This is a genomic window from Pantoea nemavictus (assembly GCF_037479095.1).
GTDB classification, from domain to species: Bacteria; Pseudomonadota; Gammaproteobacteria; order Enterobacterales; family Enterobacteriaceae; genus Pantoea; species Pantoea nemavictus.
Genome location: NZ_JBBGZW010000001.1, coordinates 2363391 through 2379978, shown reverse-complemented (window position 1 = coordinate 2379978; position 16588 = coordinate 2363391). Strand labels below are relative to the sequence as shown.

11 protein-coding genes, 1 tRNA gene, 2 rRNA genes and 1 riboswitch are annotated in these 16588 nt (G+C 54.7%); of the genes, 5 read left to right on the top strand and 9 right to left on the bottom strand.

Annotated features, from left to right (window positions below; translation table 11 throughout):
- Positions 1-81: 81 nt before the first annotated feature.
- The 3 genes from WH298_RS10870 to WH298_RS10860 form a co-directional block, all read right to left on the bottom strand.
- Positions 82-2988 (bottom strand): 23S ribosomal RNA (locus WH298_RS10870).
- 214 nt (positions 2989-3202) lie between these two features.
- Positions 3203-3277, bottom strand: a tRNA-Glu gene (locus WH298_RS10865).
- Between the two features lie 88 nt (positions 3278-3365).
- Positions 3366-4905: ribosomal RNA gene (locus WH298_RS10860) — 16S ribosomal RNA — on the bottom strand.
- The 16S and 23S rRNA genes sit together here with 1 tRNA gene alongside, the layout of an rRNA operon.
- 627 nt (positions 4906-5532) lie before the next feature.
- On the opposite strand from WH298_RS10860, the gene purH reads away from it, so the two are divergent.
- Together purH and purD are read left to right on the top strand one after the other, a co-directional pair.
- On the top strand, positions 5533-7122 hold the full coding sequence (gene purH, locus WH298_RS10855) for a bifunctional phosphoribosylaminoimidazolecarboxamide formyltransferase/IMP cyclohydrolase (protein ID WP_049853479.1): 1590 nt from the start codon (positions 5533-5535) through the stop codon (positions 7120-7122).
- Between the two features lie 18 nt (positions 7123-7140).
- Complete coding sequence (gene purD, locus WH298_RS10850) at positions 7141-8421, top strand: phosphoribosylamine--glycine ligase (RefSeq protein WP_049853480.1); 1281 nt, start codon at positions 7141-7143, stop codon at positions 8419-8421.
- A 44-nt stretch (positions 8422-8465) separates the two neighbouring features.
- On the opposite strand, the gene WH298_RS10845 is transcribed toward purD, so the two are convergent.
- The 6 genes from WH298_RS10845 to nudC form a co-directional block, all read right to left on the bottom strand.
- Positions 8466-9131, bottom strand: a complete 666-nt coding sequence (locus tag WH298_RS10845; protein WP_049853481.1) for a DUF1481 domain-containing protein — start codon at positions 9129-9131, stop codon at positions 8466-8468.
- Between the two features lie 68 nt (positions 9132-9199).
- Entirely contained in the window at positions 9200-9472 is a 273-nt protein-coding gene (hupA, locus tag WH298_RS10840) for a nucleoid-associated protein HU-alpha (protein WP_007886275.1), read from the bottom strand.
- Positions 9473-9660: 188 nt separating this feature from the next.
- Positions 9661-10251, bottom strand: coding sequence for a YjaG family protein (locus WH298_RS10835; RefSeq protein WP_180822843.1), 591 nt, complete (start codon positions 10249-10251; stop codon positions 9661-9663).
- A gap of 62 nt (positions 10252-10313) precedes the next feature.
- Positions 10314-10982: a deoxyribonuclease V gene (nfi, locus tag WH298_RS10830; RefSeq protein WP_180822842.1), complete on the bottom strand. Its 669-nt coding sequence runs from the start codon at positions 10980-10982 to the stop codon at positions 10314-10316.
- 2 nt (positions 10983-10984) lie between these two features.
- Complete coding sequence (gene hemE / locus WH298_RS10825; RefSeq protein ID WP_180822841.1) at positions 10985-12052, bottom strand: uroporphyrinogen decarboxylase; 1068 nt, start codon at positions 12050-12052, stop codon at positions 10985-10987.
- Between the two features lie 39 nt (positions 12053-12091).
- Positions 12092-12865 carry an NAD(+) diphosphatase gene (nudC, locus tag WH298_RS10820; RefSeq protein WP_007886283.1) on the bottom strand — a complete coding sequence of 258 codons (774 nt, stop codon included), beginning with the start codon at positions 12863-12865 and terminating at the stop codon, positions 12092-12094.
- Between the two features lie 88 nt (positions 12866-12953).
- Between nudC and WH298_RS10815 the strand changes: the two genes are divergently transcribed.
- The 3 genes from WH298_RS10815 (at position 12954) to thiE (ending at position 16456) form a co-directional block, all read left to right on the top strand.
- Positions 12954-13460, top strand: coding sequence for an Rsd/AlgQ family anti-sigma factor (locus WH298_RS10815; protein WP_049853484.1), 507 nt, complete (start codon positions 12954-12956; stop codon positions 13458-13460).
- Between the two features lie 235 nt (positions 13461-13695).
- Positions 13696-13796, top strand: a riboswitch (TPP riboswitch).
- Between the two features lie 90 nt (positions 13797-13886).
- Positions 13887-15812, top strand: coding sequence for a phosphomethylpyrimidine synthase ThiC (gene thiC, locus WH298_RS10810; protein ID WP_180822840.1), 1926 nt, complete (start codon positions 13887-13889; stop codon positions 15810-15812).
- Complete coding sequence (gene thiE / locus WH298_RS10805; protein ID WP_180822839.1) at positions 15809-16456, top strand: thiamine phosphate synthase; 648 nt, start codon at positions 15809-15811, stop codon at positions 16454-16456. Before thiC ends, thiE begins: the two co-directional genes overlap by 4 nt.
- Positions 16457-16588: the final 132 nt, after the last annotated feature.

Genomic DNA, 16588 nt, shown 5'->3' with positions numbered 1-16588 from the left:
GAAGCCCTCACAGGCGCCGCAAACCAGTCCGTGAACAAGCTGAAAATCCGGTCTCTCAGACCAAAACGCCTCTGGCGTTGTAAGGTTAAGCCTCACGGGTCATTAGTACCGGTTAGCTCAACGCATCGCTGCGCTTACACACCCGGCCTATCAACGTCGTAGTCTTCAACGTCCCTTCAGGACCCTCAAGGAGTCAGGGAGAACTCATCTCGGGGCAAGTTTCGTGCTTAGATGCTTTCAGCACTTATCTTTTCCGCACTTAGCTACCGGGCAGTGCCATTGGCATGACAACCCGAACACCAGTGGTGCGTTCACTCCGGTCCTCTCGTACTAGGAGCAACCCCCCTCAATTCTCCAGCGCCCACGGCAGATAGGGACCGAACTGTCTCACGACGTTCTAAACCCAGCTCGCGTACCACTTTAAACGGCGAACAGCCGTACCCTTGGGACCTACTTCAGCCCCAGGATGTGATGAGCCGACATCGAGGTGCCAAACACCGCCGTCGATATGAACTCTTGGGCGGTATCAGCCTGTTATCCCCGGAGTACCTTTTATCCGTTGAGCGATGGCCCTTCCATTCAGAACCACCGGATCACTATGACCTGCTTTCGCACCTGCTCGAGCCGTCACTCTCGCAGTCAAGCTGGCTTATGCCATTGCACTAACCTCCTGATGTCCGACCAGGATTAGCCAACCTTCGTGCTCCTCCGTTACTCTTTGGGAGGAGACCGCCCCAGTCAAACTACCCACCAGACACTGTCCGCAGCCCGGATCACGGGCCTACGTTAGAACATCAAACATTAAAGGGTGGTATTTCAAGGTTGGCTCCACGCAGACTGGCGTCCACGCTTCAAAGCCTCCCACCTATCCTACACATCAAGGCTCAATGTTCAGTGTCAAGCTATAGTAAAGGTTCACGGGGTCTTTCCGTCTTGCCGCGGGTACACTGCATCTTCACAGCGATTTCAATTTCACTGAGTCTCGGGTGGAGACAGCCTGGCCATCATTACGCCATTCGTGCAGGTCGGAACTTACCCGACAAGGAATTTCGCTACCTTAGGACCGTTATAGTTACGGCCGCCGTTTACCGGGGCTTCGATCAAGAGCTTCTCCTTGCGGATAACCCCATCAATTAACCTTCCGGCACCGGGCAGGCGTCACACCGTATACGTCCACTTTCGTGTTTGCACAGTGCTGTGTTTTTAATAAACAGTTGCAGCCAGCTGGTATCTTCGACTGGCTTCGGCTCGGGGAGCAAGTCCCTTCACCTACGCGCCAGCGTGCCTTCTCCCGAAGTTACGGCACCATTTTGCCTAGTTCCTTCACCCGAGTTCTCTCAAGCGCCTTGGTATTCTCTACCTGACCACCTGTGTCGGTTTGGGGTACGATTTCGTGTTACCTGGAGCTTAGAGGCTTTTCCTGGAAGCAGGGCATCAGTTACTTCACCACCGTGGTGGCTCGTCGTCACGCCTCAGCCTTAAGACACCCCGGATTTACCAAAGGTGTCAGCCTACACGCTTAAACCGGGACAACCGTCGCCCGGATAACCTAGCCTTCTCCGTCCCCCCTTCGCAGTAACACCAAGTGCAGGAATATTAACCTGCTTCCCATCGACTACGCTTTTCAGCCTCGCCTTAGGGGTCGACTCACCCTGCTCCGATTAACGTTGAACAGGAACCCTTGGTCTTCCGGCGAGCGGGCTTTTCACCCGCTTTATCGTTACTTATGTCAGCATTCGCACTTCTGATACCTCCAGCATGCCTCACAGCACACCTTCGACGGCTTACAGAACGCTCCCCTACCCAACAACGCATACGCGTCGCTGCCGCAGCTTCGGTGCATGGTTTAGCCCCGTTACATCTTCCGCGCAGGCCGACTCGACCAGTGAGCTATTACGCTTTCTTTAAATGATGGCTGCTTCTAAGCCAACATCCTGGCTGTCTGTGCCTTCCCACATCGTTTCCCACTTAACCATGACTTTGGGACCTTAGCTGGCGGTCTGGGTTGTTTCCCTCTTCACGACGGACGTTAGCACCCGCCGTGTGTCTCCCGTGATAACATTCTCCGGTATTCGCAGTTTGCATCGGGTTGGTAAGCCGGGATGGCCCCCTAGCCGAAACAGTGCTCTACCCCCGGAGATGAGTTCACGAGGCGCTACCTAAATAGCTTTCGGGGAGAACCAGCTATCTCCCGGTTTGATTGGCCTTTCACCCCCAGCCACAAGTCATCCGCTAATTTTTCAACATTAGTCGGTTCGGTCCTCCAGTTAGTGTTACCCAACCTTCAACCTGCCCATGGCTAGATCACCGGGTTTCGGGTCTATACCCTGCAACTTAACGCCCAGTTAAGACTCGGTTTCCCTGCGGCTCCCCTATACGGTTAACCTTGCTACAGAATATAAGTCGCTGACCCATTATACAAAAGGTACGCAGTCACCCCATAAATGAGGCTCCCACTGCTTGTACGTACACGGTTTCAGGTTCTGTTTCACTCCCCTCGCCGGGGTTCTTTTCGCCTTTCCCTCACGGTACTGGTTCACTATCGGTCAGTCAGGAGTATTTAGCCTTGGAGGATGGTCCCCCCATATTCAGACAGGATACCACGTGTCCCGCCCTACTCTTCGAACTCACAATCTGTGCACTTTCGTGTACGGGACTATCACCCGGTGTCGTGCGACTTTCCAGACGCTTCCACTAACGCACAAACTGATTCAGGTTCTGGGCTGTTCCCCGTTCGCTCGCCGCTACTGGGGGAATCTCGGTTGATTTCTTTTCCTCTGGGTACTTAGATGTTTCAGTTCCCCAGGTTCGCCTCGCAACACTATGTATTCATGTTGCGATGATGCACTGAGTGCACCGGGTTTCCCCATTCGGACATCGTCGGCCGTAGCCGGTCATTGCCCCTTACCGACGCTTTACGCAGATTAGCACGTCCTTCATCGCCTCTGACTGCCAGGGCAGCCACCGTGTACGCTTAGTCGCTTAACCTCACAACCCACAGGCGTTTTGCAACGCTCGGGACTGTAAGCATTTGAGAGACTCGAACGCATCGTGATTTCATTCCTATTACGGAGAATGAAAACAACACGTCGTTTCAATTTTCAGCTTGTTCCGGATTGTTAAAGAGCAGTATCTCAAACATGACGGTTACGTCAGTTTTGAGATACGTCGTGGAGACACCTTTCACCTGTCACCAAGCAAGTGGCGTCCCCTAGGGGATTCGAACCCCTGTTGCCGCCGTGAAAGGGCGGAGTCCTAACCGCTAGACGAAGGGGACACGATAGTGTCACGACTTCGCAGCCGTCTTGCTCATTACTTTCTATCAGACAATCTGTGTGAGCACTTCGCGGGAAGGTATCTTCAGGTAAGGAGGTGATCCAACCGCAGGTTCCCCTACGGTTACCTTGTTACGACTTCACCCCAGTCATGAATCACAAAGTGGTAAGCGCCCTCCCGAAGGTTAAGCTACCTACTTCTTTTGCAACCCACTCCCATGGTGTGACGGGCGGTGTGTACAAGGCCCGGGAACGTATTCACCGTAGCATTCTGATCTACGATTACTAGCGATTCCGACTTCACGGAGTCGAGTTGCAGACTCCGATCCGGACTACGACGCACTTTATGAGGTCCGCTTGCTCTCGCGAGGTCGCTTCTCTTTGTATGCGCCATTGTAGCACGTGTGTAGCCCTACTCGTAAGGGCCATGATGACTTGACGTCATCCCCACCTTCCTCCAGTTTATCACTGGCAGTCTCCTTTGAGTTCCCGGCCGGACCGCTGGCAACAAAGGATAAGGGTTGCGCTCGTTGCGGGACTTAACCCAACATTTCACAACACGAGCTGACGACAGCCATGCAGCACCTGTCTCACGGTTCCCGAAGGCACCAGGGCATCTCTGCCAAGTTCCGTGGATGTCAAGAGTAGGTAAGGTTCTTCGCGTTGCATCGAATTAAACCACATGCTCCACCGCTTGTGCGGGCCCCCGTCAATTCATTTGAGTTTTAACCTTGCGGCCGTACTCCCCAGGCGGTCGACTTAACGCGTTAGCTCCGGAAGCCACTCCTCAAGGGAACAACCTCCAAGTCGACATCGTTTACGGCGTGGACTACCAGGGTATCTAATCCTGTTTGCTCCCCACGCTTTCGCACCTGAGCGTCAGTCTTCGTCCAGGGGGCCGCCTTCGCCACCGGTATTCCTCCAGATCTCTACGCATTTCACCGCTACACCTGGAATTCTACCCCCCTCTACGAGACTCTAGCCTGCCAGTTTCGAATGCAGTTCCCAGGTTAAGCCCGGGGATTTCACATCCGACTTGACTGACCGCCTGCGTGCGCTTGACGCCCAGTAATTCCGATTAACGCTTGCAACCTCCGTATCACCGCGGGCGCTGGCGGGGCGTTAGCCGGGGGTTCTCCCGCTGGTAACGTCTATTGGTGGGGTTATTAACCTCACCGCCTTCCTCCCCGCTGAAAGTACTTTACAACCCGAAGGCCTTCTTCATACACGCGGCATGGCTGCATCAGGCTTGCGCCCATTGTGCAATATTCCCCACTGCTGCCTCCCGTAGGAGTCTGGACCGTGTCTCAGTTCCAGTGTGGCTGGTCATCCTCTCAGACCAGCTAGGGATCGTCGCCTAGGTGAGCCATTACCCCACCTACTAGCTAATCCCATCTGGGCACATCCGATGGTGTGAGGCCCGAAGGTCCCCCACTTTGGTCTTGCGACGTTATGCGGTATTAGCTACCGTTTCCAGTAGTTATCCCCCTCCATCGGGCAGTTTCCCAGACATTACTCACCCGTCCGCCACTCGTCACCCAAGAGCAAGCTCTCTGTGCTACCGTCCGACTTGCATGTGTTAGGCCTGCCGCCAGCGTTCAATCTGAGCCATGATCAAACTCTTCAATTTAAGTTTGATTTGCTGCAACGAGTGCAGCGATGCTCATCTGTAAAACGTCATAATGAATTTCATTATGTGTTCACTCGTGAGACTTGATATTTTTTGCGTCCGGAGACGCTGATATCAATCCTGCGAGTGCCCACACAGATTGTCTGATAAATTGTTAAAGAGCGTTGCGAACAGCGGGTTAACCGCCTGTCGCGAGGTGGCGTATATTACGCTTTCCTCCTTCAGAGTCAAACACTTTTTTCAGCGCTTTCATCCGGCGGAAGTTCTTTCGAAGCTTCCTCACCAACACCACATTTCGTAAGCCGTTGTGCCGTGTTGATGGATGCGCATTATAGGGAGTTGTTCTCAGCACGCAACCGCTAAATTCAACAAAAACAACCGTTCGCTGCATTCCACAGCAAAACCCCGCCTTATACGCAGTTACGCACATAGTTATCCACACACAAGCGCACAAATGAATTTAGGCGAGCATCACGCAAACGTTTTCGCTACAATGCCCGGCGACGTCAAGGATGCCCCTTTTGGGGCGTTACATGAGGCAAGTGCTTCCTTCTATATAGAAGAAAGACACTAAGCTTGATGTAACGCTCTTTTTTACGCGAAACAAAGCCAAGGGATAAAACCACCATGCAACAACGTCGTCCTGTACGCCGCGCTCTGCTCAGTGTCTCTGATAAAGCCGGTATCCTCGAATTTGCTCAGGCACTCTCCAGTCGTGGTGTTGAGCTGCTCTCCACAGGCGGTACTGCACGTCTGCTGGCAGATGCGGGCCTGCCCGTCACCGAAGTTTCTGACTACACCGGTTTCCCGGAAATGATGGATGGACGCGTCAAAACGCTGCACCCGAAAGTGCACGGTGGCATTTTAGGCCGTCGCGGCCAGGATGATGCGATCATGGCACAACACGCCATCAACCCAATCGACATGGTGGTTGTGAACCTTTATCCCTTCGCCCAAACCGTTGCCAAACCTGATTGCTCGTTAGCTGACGCAGTAGAGAACATCGATATTGGTGGTCCAACTATGGTTCGCTCCGCAGCCAAGAACCATAAAGACGTCGCGATTGTGGTGAAGAGCAGCGATTACGAGGCGATCATTGCCGAGCTGGATGCTAATGAAAACTCACTTACGCTGGAAACGCGTTTCGATCTGGCCATAAAAGCCTTCGAACACACTGCCGCCTACGACAGCATGATTGCCAACTACTTCGGTAGCCTGGTTCCGGCTTATCACGGCGACAGCAAAGAACCTGCCGGCCGCTTCCCACGTACGCTGAATCTCAACTTCATCAAGAAGCAGGATATGCGTTACGGCGAGAACAGCCATCAGGATGCTGCCTTCTATATAGAAGAGAATGTGGCGGAAGCTTCCGTTGCTACTGCGCAGCAGGTTCAGGGTAAAGCGCTCTCCTACAACAATATCGCCGATACCGATGCTGCACTTGAGTGCGTGAAAGAGTTTGACGAAGCGGCGTGTGTCATCGTCAAACACGCAAACCCATGTGGTGTCGCGGTTGGCGGTTCGATTCTCGACGCTTACGAACGTGCCTACAAAACTGACCCGACTTCCGCGTTCGGCGGCATCATTGCCTTCAACCGCGAACTCGACGAAGCCACCGCGCAGGCCATCATCAGCCGCCAGTTTGTGGAAGTGATCATTGCTCCGTCCGCCAGTGAAGCAGCATTGAAAGTGACCGCCGCTAAACAGAACGTGCGCGTTCTGGTATGCGGCCAGTGGCAAGGCCGCGTTGCGGCGCTGGATTTCAAACGCGTAAACGGCGGCGTGCTGGTGCAGGATCGTGATTTAGGTATGGTGGAAGCCAGCCAACTGCGCGTTGTTAGCAAGCGCCAGCCAACTGAGCAGGAACTGCGTGATGCGCTGTTCTGCTGGAAAGTGGCGAAATTCGTTAAATCCAATGCCATTGTTTATGCGCGCGACAATATGACTATCGGCATTGGCGCCGGTCAGATGAGCCGTGTCTATTCAGCCAAAATCGCTGGCATTAAAGCGGGTGATGAAGGCCTGGAAGTGAAAGGTTCGGCGATGGCGTCTGACGCATTCTTCCCGTTCCGTGACGGTATCGACGCCGCAGCAGCGGTCGGCATCAGCTGTGTGATTCAACCGGGTGGTTCAATCCGTGATGATGAAGTGATTGCCGCAGCTGATGAGCACGGTATCGCGATGATCTTCACCGACATGCGTCATTTCCGCCATTAATTGTTGGGAGCAGTACAGATGAAAATTTTAGTGATTGGTAACGGCGGACGTGAACACGCGCTGGCGTGGAAAGCAGCACAGTCGCCGCTGGCGGAAACCGTGTTTGTCGCACCAGGCAATGCTGGCACCGCACTCGAGCCAGCGCTGCAAAACGTGGCCATCAGCGCTACCGACGTTCCCGCACTGTTAGCTTTTGCGCAGCAGGAAAAGATCGATCTGACTATCGTCGGTCCGGAAGCGCCGCTGGTCATTGGCGTGGTTGACGCATTCCGTGCCGCAGGTCTGAAGATCTTTGGCCCAACGCAGGCCGCTGCTCAGCTGGAAGGCTCAAAGGCCTTCACCAAAGATTTCCTCGCGCGTCAGCAGATCCCAACCGCCGAGTACCAGAATTTCACCGAAGTGGAACCTGCGCTGGCGTATCTGCGTGAGAAAGGCGCACCGATCGTCATCAAAGCTGACGGTCTGGCTGCAGGTAAAGGCGTGATCGTGGCGATGGAACTGGCTGAAGCAGAAGCCGCAGTGCAAGACATGCTGGCCGGCAATGCGTTCGGCGATGCAGGTCACCGCATTGTGATTGAAGAGTTCCTTGATGGCGAAGAAGCCAGCTTTATCGTCATGGTTGACGGCAACAATGTGCTGCCGATGGCCACCAGCCAGGATCACAAACGTGTCGGCGATGGCGATACCGGCCCAAATACCGGTGGCATGGGCGCTTATTCTCCGGCACCCGTGGTAACCGATGAGATCCACCAGCGCGTGATGGATCAGATCATCTGGCCAACCGTTAACGGCATGAAGGCAGAAGGCAACATCTATACCGGTTTCCTGTATGCCGGTTTGATGATCGATAAAGCCGGCCAGCCAAAAGTGATCGAATTCAACTGCCGCTTTGGCGATCCAGAAACCCAACCGATCATGCTGCGTCTGCAGTCGGATCTGGTTGAGCTGTGCCTGGCAGCTACCGACGGCAAACTGGATCAGCAAACCTCACAGTGGGATCCGCGTCCATCACTGGGGGTGGTATTAGCGGCGGGCGGCTATCCGGGCGATTACCGCACCGGCGATCAGATTCACGGTCTGCCGCTGGAAGAAGTGCCGGACGGCAAAGTCTTCCATGCCGGTACCACTATGAAAGACGATTTGGTGGTCACCAACGGTGGCCGTGTGCTGTGCGTAACCGCGCTGGGCGACGATGTCGCCGCTGCGCAGCAGAATGCTTATGCACTGGCGCAACATATCTCGTGGGATGGCAGCTTCTGTCGCCGCGATATCGGTTACCGCGCAATTAACCGCAAATAAATACGCGAAGGGGCACTGCACGTGCCCCTTCTGTTATTCACCCGTCAGAAATCGCTCTCTTGCGGCTGCCAGCTACATTCGTCATCCGGCGTCGTGCGTAGTAACTGCACCCCTTCCGGCGCTTCCAGCCACGACACCATTAATGGCGCGGCATGGCCTTGCTGCTGGCGCGCGAGCGTATACAGCGTGTCACGATCGAAGGCCGCGTTCACCACTTTATCGTCGCATTCTCGCACCTGATTATCACCCAGCCAATGGCCCTGCCGCAGCAATACCCGCCCTTCCAGCAAGGCATTACTTTGGTCCAACATGCGCTGCGCATCGAAGCGATACAACTCTACGCTATCGGCACTGACCGCTTCACGTCGACCTGCCAGCTGGCGCTGCATGAAATTGAGATTGCCTTGATGATCGAAGCGTAAGGTCACGTCGTCCGGCTGTGCGCCAGCAACACGCCGCTCTACGCTAATCAGCTTCTGCTGCTGCCAGTTGTAATCGGTGGTCTCCATCGCATCACCATTGAACGGCGTAAAGACGGTTCGGAGATGGACAGCCTGATGGTCACTATTCTTGCGCCAGATGCGCACGGTGCCGCGATCGGCCAGATAGCCGCTCGCCGTAAAGGCAGGAAGATCGGGAGTGGAGCTACAGCCCGTAAGCAGCGCACCAAATAACAGGGCGCAGACGCGCTGAGAAATTGGATTCAGCATGGCAGGTCCCGGCAACAAAAAGGGGCGCTAACGCCCCCTCTTTTAAAGCTAAACCGCAATGCGGAAACTTACTTAACAGCGTCTTTCAGAGCTTTGCCTGAAACGAACGCAGGTACGTTTGCCGCAGCGATTTTGATCTCTTTGCCAGTCTGCGGGTTGCGACCGGTACGCTCAGCGCGGTGGTTCACTTTAAAAGTACCAAAACCAACCAGTTGTACAGCATCACCTTCTTTCAGAGACTCAGTGATCGCAGCCAGGGTAGATTCCAGCGCAGTCTTAGCCTGGGTTTTAGACAGGTCAGCTTTCTCTGCGATCACATCAATCAGTTGAGTCTTGTTCATAAGTTATCCTTAAAGTGTATTTATCGCTTGCTAAGCAACGAGTGCGAGGGAAAAGCCATTCTCAGGCCTTGTTCAGCCGGCACGCACCGATAGCCACAATTTTCAGCCCCCCAAATGTAGACCAGACAGGGGGCCGATGTGAAGCCTCCAGGCGCGGTAATTCGGGCCTGAAGTCACGTTTTCTTGCCTTATTGCTGAAAAAGTATACCGATGTTACTGATTCCCGCTTCGCGCAGGTCTGCACGCAGACCTTTAATCAATTCCAGGTCGCGTTCCTCGCACTCTGACAGCAGGCGGAAAATCTCCCACTGCAGGTCCCATTCATCGATGACAGCCTGATTTTCACGCAGCTCTTCGTCGGTCATTTCGCGACCGGCCTGGGTCATTTCCAGAATCGCCACGGTGGTGATCGAAGTGCGGCTGACTTCAACCGCGTGCTCCAGCGTTTCACCGCTGAGCTGCGCATGCAGTAATTCACTTAATGCCACGCACGCATCGATTGCCGGGTGCACGCCGTAAACGTCAAAATCGTCACCGTCAGGGATCGCGCCTTCAAATTTCTCCAGCTGACCGTCGAAATTGATTTTGGCGTCTTTGACCGTCAGGCTTTCCCAGATCAGATCAAGGATACGGCGATAGAGTTGCGGATCGGCGAATTCGGTCTGCTGGCAGAAAGCCCAATAGTTGGGGAACATGCGCTCGCAGAGACAGGCCATGAAAGTCATATGCTGCCAGCTTTCCAGCTTCGCCAGACGCAAATGGACGGGGTTCTGTAACATCAAACTTACTCTCAATAGGTTAGCTGGCGGCAGTGTACCGCAAAAGCCGGGTGCAAACAGCGTTAACGCGCATTTTGCCAACGCAGGAAAGCCGGGCGTCCCGAGGCGACAGCATCCGCCCAGCGCGTCGGTTCCGGCAGGCGATAGCCCGAGGTACAGACTTCCACCCAATGCAAAGCGCTGTCCAGGCTAACGCGATGGCCGGTGGAGATAAACAGCGGATTACAGCGCGCTTTACTGCGCCACACCCAGCCAATCTGCTCACCTTTGTCGATCAACGGCTGACGGTTGCCTGGCTCGGCATCCAGTTCGGCAAAACGTCCGCACAGACGCTTCTTCGCTACGCCAATGGTTGGCACATCCACCAGCGAACCGAAATGCGCCGCCACGCCGAGCCGACGTGGATGGGAAATACCATGACCATCAACAAACAGCAGATCGGGCCGCTGCGAGAGCTGCTGCCATGCTTCCAGCAGCGCCGGCATTTCGCGAAAGGATAAGAAGCCCGGAATATACGGCATGGTGGTAGCAATGCGTGCAATGCGATGTTCCACCAGCGTTAAAGAAGGATACTCAAGGATCACCAGGGCGGCGCGCGTAATCTCGCCACCCTGCTCAAAACCAACGTCAGCGCCACCAATAAAGCGTGGCGGCAGCACGTCAAAATCATCCTGCCGCACCACATCAGCAGCGCGTTGTATCTGTTCCTGGCGTAGTGCGGCTAAATCCACGATTAACCCTGATGATAAGGACGTGACAGACGATGTACCGCTTCCACAAACGCACCAGCATGTTCTGGCGGCACGTCAGGATGGATACCGTGACCCAGGTTAAACACATGGCCTTCACCCGTGCCAAACCCTTCAAGGATCCCTGCCACTTCCTGCTCGATACGCGCTGGCGATGCATACAGCATGGAGGGATCCATGTTGCCCTGCAGTGCCACTTTATCGCCCACGCGACGACGCGCATCAGCAATATCGGTTGTCCAGTCCAGTCCCAGCGCATCACAGCCGGTTGCGGCGATCGCTTCCAGCCACTGGCCGCCACCTTTGGTGAACAGCGTAATCGGTACGCGGCGACCTTCGTTCTCGTGCAGCACGCTATCAACGATTTTGTGCATGTAGTACAGCGAGAATTCACGATAATCGCGTCCGGTCAGCACGCCGCCCCAGGTATCGAAGACCATGACTGACTGCGCGCCCGCTTTAATCTGCGCATTGAGGTAGAGAATGACGCTGTCCGCCAGCTTATCCAGCAGCAGGTGGAGAGTTTGCGGCTCGGCGTACATCATCTTTTTAATTTTCGTGAAGGCTTTACTGCTGCCGCCTTCCACCATGTAGGTCGCCAGCGTCCACGGACTGCCTGAGAAGCCAATCAGCGGCACTTCGCCCTTAAGGTTGTGACGAATAGTCCGCACCGCGTTCATCACATAGCCGAGCTCTTGCTCGGGATCCGGTACCGGCAGCTTGTCGACATCCGCGCGGCAGGTGATCGGATTGGAGAAACGCGGGCCTTCACCGGTTTCAAAGTAGAGCCCAAGTCCCATTGCATCCGGAATGGTGAGGATATCGCTGAAGAGGATCGCCGCGTCCAGCGCATAGCGACGCAGCGGCTGCAGCGTAACTTCACATGCCAGCTCGGCATTTTTACACAGCGACATAAAATCACCGGCTTCAGCGCGCGTGGCTTTGTACTCCGGCAAATAACGCCCGGCTTGTCGCATCATCCATACCGGCGTGACATCTACCGGTTGACGTAACAGGGCGCGCAGATAACGATCGTTCTTCAGTTCACTCATAATGGGCTCTCTCATGCTAAGGCCGGCAGTGTAGCATTTTCACGTCGCGCTGGCGCGACACAGGGCAACGGTATCTTCAATCAGGCGACGCGCAACGGTGCCGGGCGGCGGCAGAAGCGGTAAATCGTCATAGCGATACCAACCGGCATCCAGCAACTCTTTGCCATCGTGTTGCAGATCACCGCCGTCATATTCCGCCATATACGCCATCATCAGTGAATGTGGGAACGGCCAGGGTTGCGAAGTAACGTAGCGCACGTTTTTCACCCGCACGTTGCTCTCCTCCATCACTTCGCGCGCCACCGCTTGTTCTAAGGTTTCACCCACTTCGACAAAGCCCGCCAGCACGGTGTAAATGTTGTTACGATGACGCGCATGATTGGCGAGCAGGATCTCATCACCACGGCGGATGGCCACGATGATGCACGGTGCAATTTGCGGGTAATACCGCTCGCGGCAGTGATTGCACAGACAAGCAAATTCGCGCTTGCTGATGTGCATTTCATGGCCGCAATAGCCGCACCAGCGATGCGACCGATAGAACTCCGCCAGTTGCACGCCGCGCCCGGCGATTTGGAACAGGCCGACATCTTCATCAATCAGTTGGCGCACTGAGCCCATGCTATCCGGCCGCGCTTCCCGCACCAGCCAGACATTTTCGCCCTGCCATTCGCCAATCAAAATCGCGTGGCTGCCACTAAGTCCAAACTCGGTGGATAAGCCATGCGGCAGCTCGCCTTGCGGCAACCAAAGTTTTTGCTCATGGCTGACAATCCACCATCCAGCGTCTAAGCTTGAGATCTCACGTTGCATCTTAATCGTTGTCCTTAGCGTCAAACCACACGCTGAAACTCTAATATTAAGTGTGTAATAAACAACTATAACCTACCTGGAGCCCCATATGCTTAACCAGTTAGATGACCTGACAGAGCGTGTAGGCGGCGGAAATGAATTGGTTGATTCATGGTTGCATGCCCGCCGACAGTTGCTCGTCACGTACTATGAGCTTATTGGCATGAAGCCACAAAAAGATGCGTTAACCACGCTGGATGAACAGGCACTCGATGCCTTTTGCCACAATCTGGTGGACTACCTTTCAACCGGTCATTTCAGCGTGTATGAACACATTATTAGTGAGATGCAGGGTGATAACCCGCTGATGGTTGCCGCGCAGATCTATCCGGCATTAGAGGCGAATACAGACCACATGATGCAGCTCTACGACAGCCACCTGCAGCAGGCTATCAACGACGATAATTGCGTGGATTTTCAAACGGCGCTCTCTGAAGTCGGCGAAGTGCTGGAATCACGTTTCACGCTGGAAGATAAGCTGGTACAACTTGCCTGGGATAATCAGCTGGCGCATCTACCGGTTGCCAATGACAGCATCATCGCCCGCCCGGCTTGAATGCCCGCTGTTGTAAAAAACTTGTTATTCGAAAAAAGCCCTCTTATGCTAAATGGGCTTTTTTATTGTCCTCTTTAACGACAATCAAGAGCCAAATTTTGCGATATAAGCGTAGCGTGCGCAGCGAGTTCACGCTCGGACAGCGCGCAGGGACCGGAGCGTACACGTAGTACGTGACGGTCACGAGCACTGCCCAGGCGTGAAATAGCAAGCAAAGTAGCTTATATCGTAAAACACCAACTTGTCGGAGTGCCCAGTGGGGCTGAGACCGTTAATTCGGGATCCGCGGAACCTGATCAGGTTAGTACCTGCGAAGGGAACAAGAGTAGACATCATCAGCACGATGCACGTTGGCGCCCAGCATCGTTTCTGTTACTCCTTCCGAACTCTGGACAAGCAACTTCCAACATTCACAGGAAACTTGCTATGTCTGCTGTTAAAACTTCTCGTCGTGAACAACGTGCTCAGGCACAGGAATTTATCGATTCCCTGCAGGGAACCGCTTTCCCTCATTCAAAACGCATCTGGATCATCGGCAGCCGCGCGGATATTCGCGTACCGATGCGCGAGATACAGCTGAGCCCGACGCACATCGGCGGCAGCAAAGATCATCCGCAGTTTGAGCAGAATGAAGCGGTGCCGGTATATGACACTGCCGGCGCTTATGGTGATCCAGAAGCCACTATTGATGTCCATCAAGGGCTCGCCAGGCTACGCGCAGAGTGGATCGCCGAACGTGGTGACAGTGAAACTATCCACCAGCTGAGTTCCCGTTACACCCAACAGCGTCTGGCGGATGAAGGCTTGGATCATTTGCGTTTTGAGCATCTGCCGCAACCGCGTCGTGCCAAAGCGGGACGCTGCGTTACCCAACTGCACTATGCACGCCAAGGCATCATCACACCGGAGATGGAGTTCATCGCACTGCGTGAAAACATGGGCCGCGAGCGTATTCGCAGTGAAGTACTGCTACAACAGCATCCCGGACACAGCTTTGGTGCCAATCTGCCGGAAAATATCACCGCTGAATTTGTCCGCCAGGAAGTGGCCAGCGGTCGCGCCATTATTCCTTCCAACATCAACCACCCCGAATCCGAACCGATGATTATTGGCCGCAACTTCCTGGTGAAGGTGAATGCCAATATCGGCAATTCGGCGGTAAGTTCATCGATTGAAGAAGAAGTGGAGAAACTGGTGTGGTCAACGCGATGGGGCGCAGACACTGTGATGGATCTCTCAACCGGCCGCTACATCCATGAAACGCGTGAATGGATTCTGCGTAACAGCCCGGTGCCGATTGGTACGGTGCCAATTTATCAGGCGCTGGAAAAGGTGAATGGAATTGCGGAAGACCTCAACTGGGACATTTTCCGCGATACGCTGTTAGAACAAGCGGAGCAAGGCGTCGATTACTTCACCATCCACGCTGGTGTGCTGCTGCGCTATGTGCCAATGACGGCTAAACGTCTCACCGGCATTGTGTCTCGCGGCGGATCGATTATGGCGAAATGGTGTTTGTCACATCACACTGAAAGCTTTCTCTATCTGCACTTCCGCGAGATTTGTGAAATCTGCGCCGCCTACGATGTGGCCCTGTCGCTCGGCGATGGCCTGCGTCCCGGCTCAATTCAGGATGCCAATGATGCAGCCCAGTTTGCCGAGCTGCATACGCTGGGTGAACTGACCAAAATCGCCTGGGAATACGATGTGCAGGTGATGATTGAAGGCCCCGGGCACGTACCGATGCAGATGATTCGCCGCAACATGACCGAACAGCTGGAACACTGCCACGAAGCGCCATTTTACACGCTCGGCCCGCTCACCACCGACATCGCACCGGGTTACGACCACTTCACTTCCGGCATCGGTGCCGCGATGATTGGCTGGTTTGGCTGCGCCATGCTGTGTTACGTGACGCCGAAAGAGCACCTCGGCTTACCGAACAAAGAGGATGTGAAGCAGGGACTGATCACCTACAAGATCGCTGCGCACGCGGCGGATCTGGCGAAAGGCCACCCGGGCGCGCAGATCCGCGACAATGCGATGTCGAAAGCGCGCTTTGAATTCCGTTGGGAAGATCAGTTCAATCTGGCGCTCGATCCGCACACTGCGCGCGCCTATCACGATGAAACCTTGCCGCAGGAATCGGGAAAAGTGGCACACTTTTGTTCAATGTGCGGCCCAAAATTCTGCTCAATGAAAATCACCCAGGAAGTACGCGAGTTTGCTGCACGCCAACAGGCTGAAGCTCAGCCAATTGAAATGGGCATGGCGCAAATGGCGGATACTTTCCGCAATCGTGGCGGCGAGATCTATCACGCTGCCGATACCCTTAAAGAGGAAAATGTATGACCGACGCCTTTCCTGCCACGGCCCCGAAACTGGGGCTGTATCCGGTTGTTGATAGCGTGGAATGGATCGCGCGCCTGCTAGAAGCCGGGGTGCGCACCCTCCAGCTACGCATCAAAGATTGCGAGGATCATGAAGTTGAAGATGCGGTGCGCGAGGCAATTGTGCTCGGCAAGCAGTATCGTGCACGCCTGTTTATCAATGATTACTGGCGCTTAGCCATCAAATACCATGCTTATGGTGTGCACCTTGGCCAGGAAGACCTCGATGTTGCCGATCTGGCGGCGATTCGTGAGGCAGGATTGCGCCTGGGTTTATCGACGCATGATGATGCCGAACTGGACCGCGCGCTCGCGCTGCGCCCTTCTTACATTGCACTTGGCCACATTTATCCCACGCAAACTAAAGACATGCCATCAGCTCCGCAGGGCGTGGTGGAATTGAAACGTCATCTGGCGCGGTTGCAGGGTGTGCCAACCGTGGCGATTGGTGGTATTTCACTAGCACGCGTACCTGAAGTTCTGGCAACAGGCGTTGGCAGCATTGCGGTGGTAAGTGCGATTACTCAGGCAGCAGACTGGCGCGCGGCAACGCAGGAGCTGCTGACGCTGGTTGAAAACGGAATTGAACCCGCAGAGGCGATGTAACGCGCTGTAAGTTTTGATGAAATGCTTGAATCTGCCGCGCAGCAGTAGGATGTGACGGCTAGCATCCTGTCCTGACAAGGCTAAAGTGTGCCTGCCCGCTGTCGCTTGCAGCGGGCCAGGGCTGGTCTTAAC

Coding starts and splice junctions, on each gene's coding strand:
- hupA (WP_007886275.1), bottom strand. CDS start 9,472: ATGAACAAGACTCAACTGATTGATGTGATCGCAGAGAAAGCTGACCTG.
- purD (WP_049853480.1), top strand. CDS start 7,141: ATGAAAATTTTAGTGATTGGTAACGGCGGACGTGAACACGCGCTGGCG.
- WH298_RS10815 (WP_049853484.1), top strand. CDS start 12,954: ATGCTTAACCAGTTAGATGACCTGACAGAGCGTGTAGGCGGCGGAAAT.
- WH298_RS10845 (WP_049853481.1), bottom strand. CDS start 9,131: ATGCTGAATCCAATTTCTCAGCGCGTCTGCGCCCTGTTATTTGGTGCG.
- purH (WP_049853479.1), top strand. CDS start 5,533: ATGCAACAACGTCGTCCTGTACGCCGCGCTCTGCTCAGTGTCTCTGAT.
- nudC (WP_007886283.1), bottom strand. CDS start 12,865: ATGCAACGTGAGATCTCAAGCTTAGACGCTGGATGGTGGATTGTCAGC.
- thiE (WP_180822839.1), top strand. CDS start 15,809: ATGACCGACGCCTTTCCTGCCACGGCCCCGAAACTGGGGCTGTATCCG.
- thiC (WP_180822840.1), top strand. CDS start 13,887: ATGTCTGCTGTTAAAACTTCTCGTCGTGAACAACGTGCTCAGGCACAG.
- WH298_RS10835 (WP_180822843.1), bottom strand. CDS start 10,251: ATGTTACAGAACCCCGTCCATTTGCGTCTGGCGAAGCTGGAAAGCTGG.
- hemE (WP_180822841.1), bottom strand. CDS start 12,052: ATGAGTGAACTGAAGAACGATCGTTATCTGCGCGCCCTGTTACGTCAA.